Here is a 12593-nt window from a genome sequence, read left to right as displayed (position 1 = left end):
GGACTACAGCTGTAGTAGGGTGCGGGCATGAGGATGCGCGCGGCGGTGGTGGGTGGCGGGATCGGCGGGCTGGCGACGGCGATCGGCCTGCACTCGGCCGGCTGGGAGGTGACCGTCCTCGAGCGGGCCGCCGGCCTGCCGGAGACCGGCACCGGGCTGGGCATCTGGCCGGCGGCGCTGCGGGCCCTCGACGCTCTCGGCGTGGGGGAGCAGGTGCGGCGGCGGGGGCGCCGGCAGAGCGACGGGGTGATCCGCCGCCCGGACGGCTCCCGGATCGCCACCATCGACGTCGGGCGGCTGGAACGCCGGCACGGCGAGCCCGTGCACCTGGTGACCCGCCCGGTGCTGCTCGCCGTCCTCGCCGGGGCGCTGCCGCCGGGGATCGTCCGGTTCGGCGCGCCGGTCTACGACCCGGCCGCCCTCGTCGAGGCGTACGACCTGGTGGTAGGGGCCGACGGGATCGGCAGCGTGGTCCGGGCCGGGCTGTACGGCGACCGGCACCCGCTGCGGTACGCCGGGACGGTGGCCTGGCGCGGGGTGGCCGACGTCGAGGTGGCGACCGGCGGCGAGACCTGGGGGCGTGGGCGCAAGTTCGGCCTCACCCCGGAGGGGCCGGGCCGGACCAACTGGTACGCGGCTGTCGCCCTCCCCGAGGGGCACCCGCCGCCCGCCGACGACCGGGCCGAGTTGCGCCGGCTCTTCGGCGACTGGCACGAGCCGATCCCGCGGCTGCTGGCCGCGCTCACCGCGGACGGCGTCCTCCGGCACGAGGTACGCGACCTGACGCCGCTGCCCTCGTACGTGGCCGGGCGGGTGGCGCTGCTCGGCGACGCCGCCCACGCGATGACCCCCGACCTGGGTCAGGGCGCCTGCCAGGCGCTGATCGACGCGGTGGCGCTGGCCGAGTGCCTGCGCACCACGGACGACGTGCCGGCCGCGCTCCGGGCGTACGACCGCCGGCGCCGCGGGCCCACCCGGCGGATCGCGGCGACGGCCCGGTGGGCGGGGCGGTTGTCGCAGACCCGGCGCCTGCTGCCGGCGCGGGACGCACTGCTGCGGCTGGCGCTGGCGGCCGGCCCGCCGGGGTGAGCTGGGACACAAACGATACGATCCGGTTCCGTATCGAAACTCCCTCACCTACGCTCGGCAGCGTTACGAGTCTGCCCCGTATCGTATTTCGACGCGGGGGAAGCCGGGGGGAGAACCGGACATGGAACCGCACGAGAACACCGGACATCCGAGGAGGTGGGCGATCCTGGGGGTGCTGGTGATCAGCCTCCTCGTGGTCGTCCTCGACAACACCATCCTCAACGTCGCGCTGCGCACCCTCGCCGACCCGGTGCACGGCCTCGGGGCCAGCCAGGGCGAGCTCGAATGGTCGATCAACTCCTACACCCTGGTCTTCGCCGGCCTGCTCTTCACCTTCGGGGTGCTCGGCGACCGCGCCGGCCGCAGGCGCTTCCTCGTGATCGGCCTGGTCATCTTCGGCCTCGCCTCACTGCTGTCGGCGTACGCGCAGAGCCCGGCGCAGCTGATCGGCGCCCGCGCCCTGATGGGGGTCGGCGGCGCGGCCATCATGCCGGTCACCCTCTCGATCATCTCCAACGTCTTCGACCCGCGCGAGCGTGGCCGGGCGATCGGCATCTGGGCCGGCGCGGTCGGCCTCGCCGTGGCGATCGGCCCGATCCTCGGCGGCGCCCTGCTCGAGCACTACTGGTGGGGCTCGGTCTTCCTGATCAACGTGCCGGTGGTGGCGATCGGCGTGGTGCTGGTCGCCGTCCTGGTGCCCGAGTCCCGTGACCCCAACCCGGGCCGCGTCGACCTGCTCGGCGTGCTGCTCTCGGTGGTCGGCCTGGTCGCGCTCACCTACGGCATCATCGACGGCGGCGAGCACGGCTTCGACCGGCCGCTGGTCTGGGCGTCGATCGTCGGCGGCCTGGCCGTGCTGGGCTGGTTCATCTCCCACGAGCTGCGCAGCGACCACCCGTCCCTGGACGTCCGGCTGTTCCGGGTGCCCCGCTTCGCCGCCCCGGTGGCGCTGGTCGGGCTGGTCTTCTTCGCCGCCATGGGCGTGATGTTCTTCAACGCGTTCTACCTGCAGCTGGTGCGGGGCTACAGCCCCCTGGAGACCGGTCTGCTCTTCCTGCCCTTCGCCGCCGCGCAGCTGTTCTTCGCGCCGCGCAGCGCGGCGATGGTCCGCCGCTTCGGCGGTCGGGCGGTCGCGGTGGTCGGCCTCGTGCTGACCGCGGTGGCGCTCGGCGCGTTCGTCTTCGTCGACGAGGTCACGCCGATCTGGGTGGTCCTGGTCCTGACCTTCGTCCAGGGCACCGGCATGGCGAACATCATGCCGCCGGCGACCGAATCGATCATGTCGGCGCTGCCTCGGGAGAAGGCCGGCGTCGGCTCGGCGGTCAGCAACACCGTCCGGCAGGTCGCCGGCGCGCTGGGGGTCGCGGTGCTCGGCTCGGTGCTCTCCGCGGTCTACCGGGAGGACATCGCCTCGGCGCTCGCCGGCCTGCCCGCCCCGGCCCGGGATGCCGCCGACGAGTCCATCTCCGGCGCGTACGCGGCGGCAGCCCAGCTCGGGCCGGCGGCGCCCAAGCTGATCGCGGCGGCCAACGACTCGTTCGTCGCGGCGATGCACTGGGCGGCCGGGCTCTCCGCGGTGGTGGCCGCGCTCGGCATCCTGATCGCGCTGCGCTGGATGCCGGGTCGCCCGGCGGCCGGCCCGACCGAGGCTCGACCGGCCGTCGAGCCGGAGTTGGCCGGGACCGCCTAGGTTGGGCGACAATGTCTGACATGACTTCCACCGCCGATGCTCCGCGGTCGCCCGGGCGACCGCGGAGCCTCCGCGCGGACGAAGCCATCATCGAGGCGACCCTCGACCTGCTCGCCGAGGGCAGCAGCATCGAGACGCTCTCCATCGAGGCGATCGCCGCCCGCGCCGGCGTCGGCAAGGCCACCATCTACCGCCGCTGGTCCGGCAAGGACGCCCTGCTGGTCGACGCGCTGCGCCGGCTCAAGGGCATCCTGCCGCAGCCCGCCGGCCACTCCGTCCGGGACGACCTGGTGCTGCTGGTCGGCGCGGTCGGGCACAACATCGACCCCCGGGCCGCCAAGATCATGCCCTGCCTGGTGCCCGAGGTGAACCGCAGCCCGGACCAGTTCCAGCTCTACCAGAACATCATCGAGCCCCGGCGGAAGCTGATGCGCGAGGTCCTGCGTCGGGGCGTCGCCAGCGGCGAATTGCAGGCCGACCTCGACATCGAGCTCACGATGGCGCTGCTCACCGGGCCGATGCTGATCCAGCGGGTGCTGCGCTGGCACCCCGAGCTCGACGACCGCATTCTGCCCGATCGGATCGTCGATGCCGTCCTCGACGGCATCCGCGCCCGCTGAACCCCGCCACTCCGCCGGCCGGCCGGCCGGTCGCGGCTCAGGCTCCGCTCCAGGTCGCCGATGTGGGGGTGTCGGAAGGATCCGGACGCCGCCAGGTCGGCGACCTGGCGGCCGGTCCGGCCTGCGACGCGGTTCGGGTCCCGGTCGCCGCGGGCCGGGGTCAACCGGTGGGCGTACGCAGGCGGTGCAGGCGCAGCGCCAGCTGCACCTCCAGCGCCCGCTCCGGCTTCTGCCAGTCCGCGCCGAGCAGCTGCCCCACCCGCTCCAACCGCTGGGTCACCGTGTTGACGTGCACGTGCAGCAGTTCCGCCGCGCGGGCCAGGCTGCCGCCCACCCCGAAGTACGCCTCGAGGGTCTTCACCAGCGCGGTGCCCCGCCGGGCGTCGTAGTCGACCACCGGCCCCACCGTGGTGGTGAGGAACCGGGCCACGTCCCGGTCGCCGGAGTCGCCGACCGCGCCGAGCAGCAGCCCGACGAAGCCCAGCTCGGCCGTGCTCGCGCCCTGCCCGGAGCGGCCCAGCGCGCCCAGCGCGGTGAGGCAGCGCTCCGCCTCGGCGAAGGTGGTGGCCAGCGACGCCGGACCGGCCGACGGGCCGCTGGCGCCGGCGGTCACCGGGCGGCCGGTCACCCGGGACAGGTCCCGGGCCACCGCCCGGGCGCTGCCGCCGGCGTCCCGCCCGGGCAGCATCAGCACCACCCGACCGTCGCGCGCCGCCGCCAGCCCACTGCGGGTCGAGGCGTACGTGGTGGCCCAGGAGAGCACCCGCTGCCGGGCCGAGCCGGTCGCGGCGATCGCGTCGTCGCCGACCGCCACCAGCACGTGCGGGGCGTCCAGGTCCACCCCGAGGCGGCGGGCCCGGCTGCGCAGCGCGTCGGCGTCGCGCAGCGGCCGGGCGATCAGGTCGTCGAGCAGCTCGCCCCGGACCCGCCCCTCCGCCTCGGCGACGGTCCGGCGGAACAGCAGCAACAGCGCGGTGACCAGCGCGGCGCGCTCCAGGATCCGCTGGTCCGCGTCGACCAGCTCGCCGTCCGGGCGCAGCACCAGCGCGCCCAGGTTCTCCGCGCCCGCCACCACCGCGGCGTACCAGAGCGGCCCCCGGCGCACGCTGCGTCCCTCGGTACGCGACGCGGCCACCGCCTCCACCATGTCCGCCCGGTCCGGCTCGTCGATCTCCCCGACCCGGGCGAGCTGGCGTCCCTCGGCGTCCAGCGCCAGCAGGGCCCCGCCCAGCACGTCCGTCACCGCGGCCGCCACGTCCTCCACCCCGCCGCCGCGCAGCACCAGCGCGGTCATCCGGTCGTGGGCCGCGGCCGCCCGCTCCACCGAGCTGCTGTGCGCCCGGATGGTGCCGTTCGCCCCGGACAGCTCCGCCAGCGCCGAGCGGGTCTCCGCGAGCAGCCGGGCGGTGTCGATCGCCACCGCCGCGTGCGCCGCGAGCGACACCAGCAGCGACACCTCCTCCCGGGCGAACGGCCGGGCCGACCGGTTGGCCGCGTACAGCACGCCGATCACGCTGGAGCCGAGCCGCAGCGGCACGCCGAGGATGGCGACCAGGCCCTCCTCGCCGACCCCGCCGTCGATCTCCCCGGTGTGCTTGAACCGCTCGTCCTCCTGGTAGTTGGAGGTGACGTACGGGGTGCCGGTCTGCGCCACCAGGCCGCCCAGGCCGTCGCCCATCTCCAGCCGCAGCCGCTGGAAGCGCGCCGAGATCGAGCCGTCGGTGACCCGCATGTACGTGTCGCCGCGCTCGTCGTCGTTGAGCGTCATGTAGGCCACGTCGGTGCCGAGCAGGATCCGCGCCCGGTGCACGATCGCGCGCAGCACGTCGTCCAGGTCGCGCAGCCCGGCCAGGTCGCTCGCCGTGTCGTACAGGCCGGAGAGCTCGATCTCCCGGCGGCGCCGGCGTTCCAGCAGCGCGCGGACGCGCAGCGCCACCACCTTCGCCTGCTCCAGCTCGGCGAGCCGCTCGGCCGGCAGGCCGGCGGCCCGGGCGGCCACCAGCGGCCCCTCGAACTCGACCGCGGCGGCCTCCCGGGCCAGCAGCTCCAGGAACTCGACCGGTGACGACATGAGCGACATTGTGCGCGAGGCCACTAGTTGGCCGTCCAGCCCCCGTCGAGGGCGATCGAGGCGCCGGTGATGAAGGCGGCCGGCGGGGAGCACAGGTACGCCACCAGTTCCGCCACCTCCTCGGGCTCGATCAGCCGCTTGATCGCCGCCCGGGCCAGCATGATCTTCTCGACCACCTCGTCCTCGCCGATGCCGTGGCTGGCGGCCTGGTCGGCGATCTGGCTCTCCACCAGCGCCGTCCGGACGTACGCCGGGTTGATGCAGTTGGCCGTCACCCCGTGCGCCGCGCCCTCCAGCGCGACCACCTTCGACAGCCCCTCCAGGGCGTGCTTGGCCGACACGTACGCCGCCTTGTACGGCGAGGCGCGCAGCCCGTGCACCGAGGAGATGTTGACGATCCGACCCCAGCCGTTGGCGTACATGTGCGGCAGCACCCGCCGGATGAGCAGGAACGGCGCCTCCACCATCACCCGGTGCAGGTACTCGAAGCGCTCCCTGGAGAAGTCCTGGACCGGCGCCACGTGCTGGAGGCCGGCGTTGTTCACCACGATGTCGATGGCGGTCTCGAGCCGATCCACGGCGACCGGGTCGGCCAGGTCGATCCCCTCGGCCCGGCCACCCGCCTCGGCGGCCACCGCCTTGGCCGCCTCCACGTTCCGGTCGACCACCAGCACGCTCGCGCCGGCCGCCGCCAGGCGCAGCGCGCAGGCCCGGCCGATGCCGCTGCCACCACCGGTCACCAGGGCGCTACGACCGGAGAGGTCGACGCGTACGACGTGGGGGACCGCCACGGGTTCTGCCGTCATGGCGCAAGAAGTTACGAGCTGTGTGGCCGGCGGCACATGGGGCGGCGACACATACTCCACCGTCGTTCTGTGTGGGAGCGGTGGGAGCAGTGCGGGGACGGACGGCCGGGGTGGGCGGCGACCGCGTCCGTGCCGGCGGTGGCGTCGCCCGACCGGTCGCCGGGCCGGGGTCGGCGTGTCCCGCCGGGTGCCGGCGCGGGCCGACCAGTATGGTGTCGAACACACGTACTGCTGACGGCTGGGGGAGGAGGCGGCGTGCGCGTGCTCGGCGTCGACCCGGGGCTGACCCGGTGCGGGGTCGGCGTGGTCGAGGGCGTGCCGGGGCGGCCCTGCACGCTGGTCGCCTACTACGTCGTCTACACCGACCCGGCCGACGATCTGCCGCTGCGCCTGCTGCACCTGGACCGCTCGCTGACCGACCTGGTGGCCGAGCATCGGCCGGACGCGGTCGCCGTCGAGCGGGTGTTCAGCCAGCACAACGTCCGCACCGTGATGGGCACCGCCCAGGCCAGTGGGATCGCCGTGCTCGCCGGGGCGCGCGCCGGGCTGCCCGTGCAGACGTACACCCCGAGCGAGGTCAAGGCGGCGGTGACCGGCTCCGGTCAGGCCGACAAGGCGCAGATGACGGCGATGGTGACCCGACTGCTGCGGCTGGCCGAGCCGCCGAAGCCGGCCGACGCCGCCGACGCCCTGGCCCTGGCCATCTGCCACGTGTGGCGGGGCGGGACCCGATCGAAGCTGGCCGCCGCGGCCGAGCGGGCACGACGAGGAGGAGCGTGATGATCGCCAGCGTGCGCGGCACGGTGACCGCGACCGGTCCCGACCATGCGGTGGTGGAGGTCGGCGGGATCGGCCTGGCGGTGCAGTGCGCCCCCGGCACCCTCGCCGAGCTGCGGGTCGGCCAGCCGGCCTGGCTGGCCACCAGCCTGGTCGTCCGGGAGGACTCGCTCACCCTGTACGGCTTCGCCGACGACGACGCCAAGCAGCTCTTCGAGCTGCTCCAGACCGCCAGCGGGGTCGGCCCGCGGCTGGCCCAGGCGGTGCTCGCCGTGCACACCCCGGACGCGGTCCGCAAGGCCATCGCCAACGCCGACACCGCCGCGCTGACCCGGGTGCCGGGCATCGGCAAGAAGGGCGCCGAGCGGCTGGTCCTCGAGCTGCGCGACCGGATCGGTCCGGTGCCGATCGGCGTCGACGGCGCGGCCGGGGTGACCGGCGGCGCCTGGCCCGAGCAGGTCCGCCAGGCGCTGGTCGGGCTCGGCTGGACCAGCGCCCAGGCCGAGCAGGCGGTGGCCGCGGTCGGGGAGACCGTCGACGGGGAGACCCCGCCGGTGCCGGTCCTGCTCAAGCAGGCCATCCGCCTCCTGGGCCGCACGCGATGACGGGGGAGAACCTGGTCTCGGCGTACGTCAGCGACGCCGAACTCGACGCTGAGGCCAGCGTCCGGCCGAAGCGCCTCTCCGAGTTCATCGCGCAGGACAGGGTCCGGGACCAGCTCGACCTGCTGCTGCAGGGCGCGATGCGGCGCGGCTCCCCGCCGGATCACATCCTGCTGTCCGGACCTCCTGGCCTCGGCAAGACCAGTCTGGCCAACATCGTCGCCGCGGAGCTGGGCGCCGGCATCCGGGTGACCAGCGGCCCGGCGATCGAGCGCTCCGGCGACCTGGCGGCCATCGTGACCAGCCTCGCCGAGGGCGACGTGCTCTTCATCGACGAGATCCACCGGATCGCCAAGCCGGCGGAGGAGCTGCTCTACAGCGCGATGGAGGACTTCCGGGTCGACGTGGTGGTCGGCAAGGGTCCGGGCGCCACCGCCATCCCGCTCGACGTCGAGCCGTTCACGCTGGTCGGCGCGACCACCCGGTCCGGTCTGCTCACCGGGCCGATGCGGGACCGCTTCGGCTTCGTGGCCCACCTCGACTTCTACGCCCCGGCCGACCTGGAGACGCTGCTGCGCCGCTCGGCGCGGATCCTCGGCGTGCCGATCACCGAGGAGGGCGCGGCCGAGATCGCCGGCCGGTCCCGGGGCACCCCGCGGATCGCCAACCGACTGCTGCGCCGGGTGCGGGACTTCGCCGAGGTCCGGGCCGACGGCGTGGTCACCCTGGAGACCGCCCGGGCCGCGCTGACCGTGTACGACGTCGACGCGCTGGGCCTGGACCGGCTGGACCGGGCGGTGCTGACCGCGCTGGTCGACTCGTTCCGGGGCGGCCCGGTCGGGCTCTCCACCCTCGCGGTGGCGGTGGGGGAGCAGCCGGACACCGTCGAGGAGGTCTGCGAGCCGTTCCTGGTCCGGGCGGGGCTGCTGGCGCGCACGCCGCGGGGCCGGGTCGCGACCGAGGCCGCCTGGCGCCATCTGGGGCGTACGCCGCCGAATGGTACATTTGGCACCGATGCCCCGTCCGTGCCCGATCTCTTCTCCGCACAGCCCGATCAGCCGTGATCCGAACGTGATCTGTGCCGCATTCGGTGTTCTCAGGTGCAGGGATTAGACTTCGCCGCGGTCTGTACAGGACGTGAGATTCCGCCTCCGCTCCGGCACCCCTCGTGCTGGTTGGAGGCCAATGGGAAGGTCGACAACCGTGCTTTACCTTGCAGCGGGTGGTGGAGGAGCCGGCGGCCTCACGCCGATCCTCATGATCGCCCTGCTCTTCGGCGTCATGTACTTCATGATGATCCGCCCCCAGCAGAAGCGCCGCCGTGAGGCCGAGCAGATGCAGTCCGAGCTCGGCCAGGGCGACGAGGTGGTGACCATCGGCGGCCTCTACGGCACGGTCACCGAGGTGGACGACGACACCGTTCTGCTCGAGGTCGCCCCCGGCGTCCAGACCCGGTACGCCCGGCCGGCCATCGCGCGGGTGACCACCCGGGCCGAGCGCCCGGAGGCGACCGAGCCGGTGGCCGAGGAAGCCGACGCCGTCAAGGAGTGACCGACCGCCCCGAAGGGGCAGCGGACTCTTCCCCACAAGTGGATAGTTGGGTCGGCGCCCGACGCCGACACGCGGAACTCCCCCCGACGCCGCCGCGTCGTGACCCGGAGGCGTGTCGGCCGGCGGCGTCGACCCGCCAGATCAGTCGGCCGGACACCCCCGGCCCGACTTTCGTCGCCGCTGCCTCAGCGGCGCGACCGTACAGGGAGACAGGACAGCCGTGGCACCACCTCAGGGACAGATGCGCCCCGGACGGCAGCTCGCCGTTCTCGGGTTCATCTTCGTCGTCCTCTATCTTTTGGTGTTCTTCTCGGGCGGCGCCAGCGGTGGCTGGAAGGACCGGCTGGAGCCGCGGCTCGGCCAGGACCTGATCGGCGGCACCCGGGTGGCGCTCGAGGCCACCAACAGCGTGGACGGCAAGCCTCCGACGGCCGCCAACCTCGAGGAGGCGCGCCAGATCATCGAGAACCGGGTCAACGGCTACGGCGTGGCCGAGGCCGAGGTGGTCACCGAGGGCAACCGGAACATCGTCATCTCCCTGCCCGGTGTGAACCGGGACCTGACCGACGTCGGCAGCGCCGCCGAGCTGCGGTTCCGCAAGGTGCTCAAGGCGACCGACGGCAGTGGCGCGGCCGCCGCCCCGGCGCCGACCGCCAGCGCGACCCCGGCCCCGTCCGGCAGCGCGACGCCGAACCCGTCGGGCAGCGCCTCCCCGAAGCCGTCGGCCAGCGCCCCGAAGGCCACCGCGTCGCCGAGCGCTGGCGGGCAGGGCGGGATGGCCCCGACGCCGAGTGCCAGCGCCGCCGCACCGACGCCGAGTGCCAGCGCCGCCGCACCGACGCCGAGTGCCAGCGCCGCCGCACCGACGCCGTCGGCGAGCGCCGCCGCGCCGTCGCCGAGCGCCAGCCCGGAGCCGGTGCCGCAGAGCGTCGAGCAGCAGCGCAAGGCCGTCGAGCAGAAGGTCGGCCCGGCCGCGTGGGCCGCCGGCACCGCCCTGAAGGCCCCGGCCGACGTCTCCGCCGACCCGTCGCTGGTCGAGAAGCTGAAGCCCTTCGGCGCGCTCTCCCCGCAGGAGATCGCGGTGCTGCCGGTGGACATGCAGTTCAACGTCCCGACCATCACCTGCGCTCAGCTCGACAAGCGGCCGCCGGCCTCGATCAAGGACGAGAAGCAGCGGGCCGTCGCCTGCGAGAGCGGCGCGAAGTACCTGCTGGACGTGGCGAAGGTGGTCGGCACCGACGTCAAGGACGCCTCCGCCCAGCTCGACCAGACCAGCTCCTGGGTGGTCAGCCTGAACTTCACCGGCAAGGGGCAGGAGCACTGGACCAACCTGACCCGCGAGGCGTTCAACAACGAGGGCCAGGCCTGCGACCAGACCGCCCTCGGGCAGGACGGCAAGTGCCGCGTCGCGGTGGTCCTGGACAACCAGATCGTCTCCTCGCCGGAGATCCAGGGCGTGCTGACCGGCGACTCGCAGATCACCGGCAACTTCGACAACAAGGCCGCCAACGCGCTGGCCAGCCAGCTGCGCTACGGCGCGCTGCCGGTGACCTTCGTGCAGCAGGAGAAGCAGAACGTGACGGCCACACTGGGCGAGAGCCAGCTGCGGGCCGGTCTGCTCGCCGCCGGCATCGGCATGCTGCTGGTCATCATCTACTCGTTCTTCTACTACCGGCTGCTCGGCTCGGTGATCTTCCTGAGCCTGGTGCTCTCCGCGCTGCTGGTCTTCGGCGCGCTGGTGGTGCTCGGCCGGTCGATCGGCTTCACCCTCACCCTCGCCGGCATCGCCGGCATGATCGTCTCGCTCGGTGTGGCGGCGGACTCGTTCGTCATCTACTTCGAGCGCCTCAAGGACGAGATCCGCGAGGGTCGCAGCCCGCGCAGCGCCGTGCCCCGTGCCTGGGTCCGGGCCCGCCGGACGATCATCTCGGCGAACTCCATCACCCTGATGTCCGCCGTGGTGCTGTACATCGTCTCGGTCGGCACGGTGAAGGGCTTCGCCTTCGCCCTCGGCCTGGCGACCGTGCTCGACCTGGTGGTCGTCTTCCTCTTCCGTCACCCGATCATGACGATGTTCGCCCGGAGCCGGGCGTTCCTGTCCCCGCGGGTCAGCGGCCTCGGTCGGGCCCTGCCGGCCCGGTCGGCCGAGCAGGCCACCGTCCGTAACCCGCGCGTCAAGGAGGCCTGAGATGGCTAAGAGTGGTCTGGCGTCCCGGCTCTACCGGGGCGAGGCCGATCTCAACATCGTCGGTCGGCGCAAGCTGTGGTTCGGTGTCGCCGCCGCGCTGGTGCTGATCGCCGTGCTGAGCTTCGCCGTGCGCGGCTTCAGCCTGGGCATCGAGTTCGCCGGCGGCACCTCGCTCCAGGTGCCGGCCAGCGTCGGCACCCTGGACGAGACCGAGCAGCAGGTGAACGACGTGCTGCGGACCAAGGGTGGCGGCGCCGAGGTGGCCACCGCGCAGAAGGTCGGCGGCACCAACGGCGACTCGTACGAGATGCGCACCTCGGAGCTGACGCCCCAGCAGTCGAACGAGGTGAAGACCGAGATCGCCCAGAAGTTCGGGCTCAAGTTCGAGCAGGTCGGCGCGAACCAGGTCAGTGCGTCGTTCGGTGGCCAGGTGACCGAACGTGCGCTGCTCGGCCTGGTCATCTTCCTCGTGGTGGTGGCGATCTACCTGATCCTGCGCTTCGAGTGGCGGATGGCCGTCGCCGCGATCAGCTCGCTGTTCATGAACCTGATCCTCACCGCCGGCATCTACTCGATGGTCGGCTTCGAGGTCACCCCGTCGACGATCATCGGCTTCCTCACCATCCTGGGCTTCGCGCTGTACGACGTGGTGGTGGTCTTCGACAAGGTTCAGGAGAACACCCGGGGCATCACCGCGAACAACAACCTGACCTACGGCGAGGCGTCCAACCTGGCTCTGAACCAGAGCCTGATGCGGTCCCTGAACACCTCGGTGGTCGCCCTGCTCCCGGTCGGCGGCCTGCTCTTCATCGGCGCCGGCCTGTTGGGCGCGGGCACGCTGAAGGACCTCGGTCTGGTGCTCTTCGTGGGTATGGCGGTGGCGTTCCTGACCTCCATCCTGCTGGCCACCCCGCTGCTGGTGCTGCTGAAGAACCAGGACCCGCGGATCAGCGCGCACAACAAGCGGGTGCTGGCCCGCCGCGGCGCGGTCGCCCGGGGCGAGGTGGCCCCGAAGGGCGCGCCGCGGGCCGCCGAGGCCGGCGAGGCGGCCATCGACCCGGAGGCGGCGGCGCTGGCCGGCTCGGCGCCGAAGGTGGGCGTCCGACCGGCCGGCAAGCGCCCGACCGGCGCCCGGGGCGGTCGTCCCGGCGGCGGGGGCAACCGGCCGGGCGGCGCCAAGCGCCGCTGACCGGTCCGCC

11 protein-coding genes are annotated in these 12593 nt (G+C 73.5%); 9 read left to right on the top strand and 2 right to left on the bottom strand.

Annotated elements, in window-relative coordinates; genetic code table 11:
- Positions 1 to 27 precede the first annotated feature (27 nt).
- From GA0070613_RS28730 to GA0070613_RS28720, 3 genes are all read left to right on the top strand, one after another.
- A complete protein-coding gene (locus GA0070613_RS28730) occupies positions 28 to 1089 on the top strand; it encodes an FAD-dependent monooxygenase (RefSeq protein ID WP_089015131.1) in 1062 nt (353 codons plus the stop codon).
- Between the two features lie 121 nt (positions 1090 to 1210).
- Positions 1211 to 2779, top strand: coding sequence for an MFS transporter (locus tag GA0070613_RS28725; protein ID WP_089015130.1), 1569 nt, complete (start codon positions 1211 to 1213; stop codon positions 2777 to 2779).
- A gap of 11 nt (positions 2780 to 2790) precedes the next feature.
- Positions 2791 to 3399 carry a TetR/AcrR family transcriptional regulator gene (locus GA0070613_RS28720; RefSeq protein WP_089015129.1) on the top strand — a complete coding sequence of 203 codons (609 nt, stop codon included), beginning with the start codon at positions 2791 to 2793 and terminating at the stop codon, positions 3397 to 3399.
- A gap of 160 nt (positions 3400 to 3559) precedes the next feature.
- On the opposite strand, the gene GA0070613_RS28715 is transcribed toward GA0070613_RS28720, so the two are convergent.
- Together GA0070613_RS28715 and GA0070613_RS28710 are read right to left on the bottom strand one after the other, a co-directional pair.
- Positions 3560 to 5479 (bottom strand): helix-turn-helix domain-containing protein, encoded by a 1920-nt coding sequence (locus GA0070613_RS28715; RefSeq protein WP_089015128.1) that lies wholly within the window; start codon positions 5477 to 5479, stop codon positions 3560 to 3562.
- A 14-nt stretch (positions 5480 to 5493) separates the two neighbouring features.
- Positions 5494 to 6276, bottom strand: a complete 783-nt coding sequence (locus tag GA0070613_RS28710) for a 3-hydroxybutyrate dehydrogenase (RefSeq protein ID WP_089015127.1) — start codon at positions 6274 to 6276, stop codon at positions 5494 to 5496.
- A gap of 255 nt (positions 6277 to 6531) precedes the next feature.
- Between GA0070613_RS28710 and ruvC the strand changes: the two genes are divergently transcribed.
- The 6 genes from ruvC to secF all read left to right on the top strand — a co-directional run bounded on the left by ruvC (position 6532) and on the right by secF (position 12583).
- On the top strand, positions 6532 to 7056 hold the full coding sequence (ruvC, locus tag GA0070613_RS28705) for a crossover junction endodeoxyribonuclease RuvC (RefSeq protein ID WP_089015126.1): 525 nt from the start codon (positions 6532 to 6534) through the stop codon (positions 7054 to 7056).
- On the top strand, positions 7056 to 7658 hold the full coding sequence (ruvA, locus tag GA0070613_RS28700) for a Holliday junction branch migration protein RuvA (RefSeq protein ID WP_089015125.1): 603 nt from the start codon (positions 7056 to 7058) through the stop codon (positions 7656 to 7658). The genes ruvC and ruvA overlap by 1 nt, the downstream gene beginning before the upstream one ends.
- Complete coding sequence (gene ruvB, locus GA0070613_RS28695) at positions 7655 to 8719, top strand: Holliday junction branch migration DNA helicase RuvB (RefSeq protein WP_089015124.1); 1065 nt, start codon at positions 7655 to 7657, stop codon at positions 8717 to 8719. The genes ruvA and ruvB overlap by 4 nt, the downstream gene beginning before the upstream one ends.
- Positions 8720 to 8912: 193 nt before the next feature.
- Complete coding sequence (gene yajC, locus GA0070613_RS28690) at positions 8913 to 9206, top strand: preprotein translocase subunit YajC (protein ID WP_089015123.1); 294 nt, start codon at positions 8913 to 8915, stop codon at positions 9204 to 9206.
- Positions 9207 to 9426: 220 nt separating this feature from the next.
- Positions 9427 to 11394 carry a protein translocase subunit SecD gene (secD, locus tag GA0070613_RS28685; RefSeq protein ID WP_172875917.1) on the top strand — a complete coding sequence of 656 codons (1968 nt, stop codon included), beginning with the start codon at positions 9427 to 9429 and terminating at the stop codon, positions 11392 to 11394.
- 1 nt (position 11395) lies between these two features.
- The gene (gene secF / locus GA0070613_RS28680; protein WP_089015121.1) at positions 11396 to 12583 is read left to right on the top strand and encodes a protein translocase subunit SecF; all 1188 of its coding nucleotides are present in this window, start codon (positions 11396 to 11398) and stop codon (positions 12581 to 12583) included.
- Positions 12584 to 12593: the final 10 nt, after the last annotated feature.

This window comes from Micromonospora inositola (genome assembly GCF_900090285.1).
GTDB lineage: Bacteria > Actinomycetota > Actinomycetes > Mycobacteriales > Micromonosporaceae > Micromonospora > Micromonospora inositola.
The sequence above is the reverse complement of the archived record's forward strand: the minus strand, read 5'-3'. Positions and strand labels throughout refer to the sequence as shown.

Excerpts from the sequence above, each read along its gene's own strand:
- ruvA (WP_089015125.1), top strand. The coding sequence starts at position 7,056 with ATGATCGCCAGCGTGCGCGGCACGGTGACCGCGACCGGTCCCGACCAT.
- secF (WP_089015121.1), top strand. The coding sequence starts at position 11,396 with ATGGCTAAGAGTGGTCTGGCGTCCCGGCTCTACCGGGGCGAGGCCGAT.
- GA0070613_RS28725 (WP_089015130.1), top strand. The coding sequence starts at position 1,211 with ATGGAACCGCACGAGAACACCGGACATCCGAGGAGGTGGGCGATCCTG.
- GA0070613_RS28715 (WP_089015128.1), bottom strand. The coding sequence starts at position 5,479 with ATGTCGCTCATGTCGTCACCGGTCGAGTTCCTGGAGCTGCTGGCCCGG.
- GA0070613_RS28730 (WP_089015131.1), top strand. The coding sequence starts at position 28 with ATGAGGATGCGCGCGGCGGTGGTGGGTGGCGGGATCGGCGGGCTGGCG.
- GA0070613_RS28710 (WP_089015127.1), bottom strand. The coding sequence starts at position 6,276 with ATGACGGCAGAACCCGTGGCGGTCCCCCACGTCGTACGCGTCGACCTC.
- ruvB (WP_089015124.1), top strand. The coding sequence starts at position 7,655 with ATGACGGGGGAGAACCTGGTCTCGGCGTACGTCAGCGACGCCGAACTC.
- GA0070613_RS28720 (WP_089015129.1), top strand. The coding sequence starts at position 2,791 with ATGTCTGACATGACTTCCACCGCCGATGCTCCGCGGTCGCCCGGGCGA.
- yajC (WP_089015123.1), top strand. The coding sequence starts at position 8,913 with ATGATCGCCCTGCTCTTCGGCGTCATGTACTTCATGATGATCCGCCCC.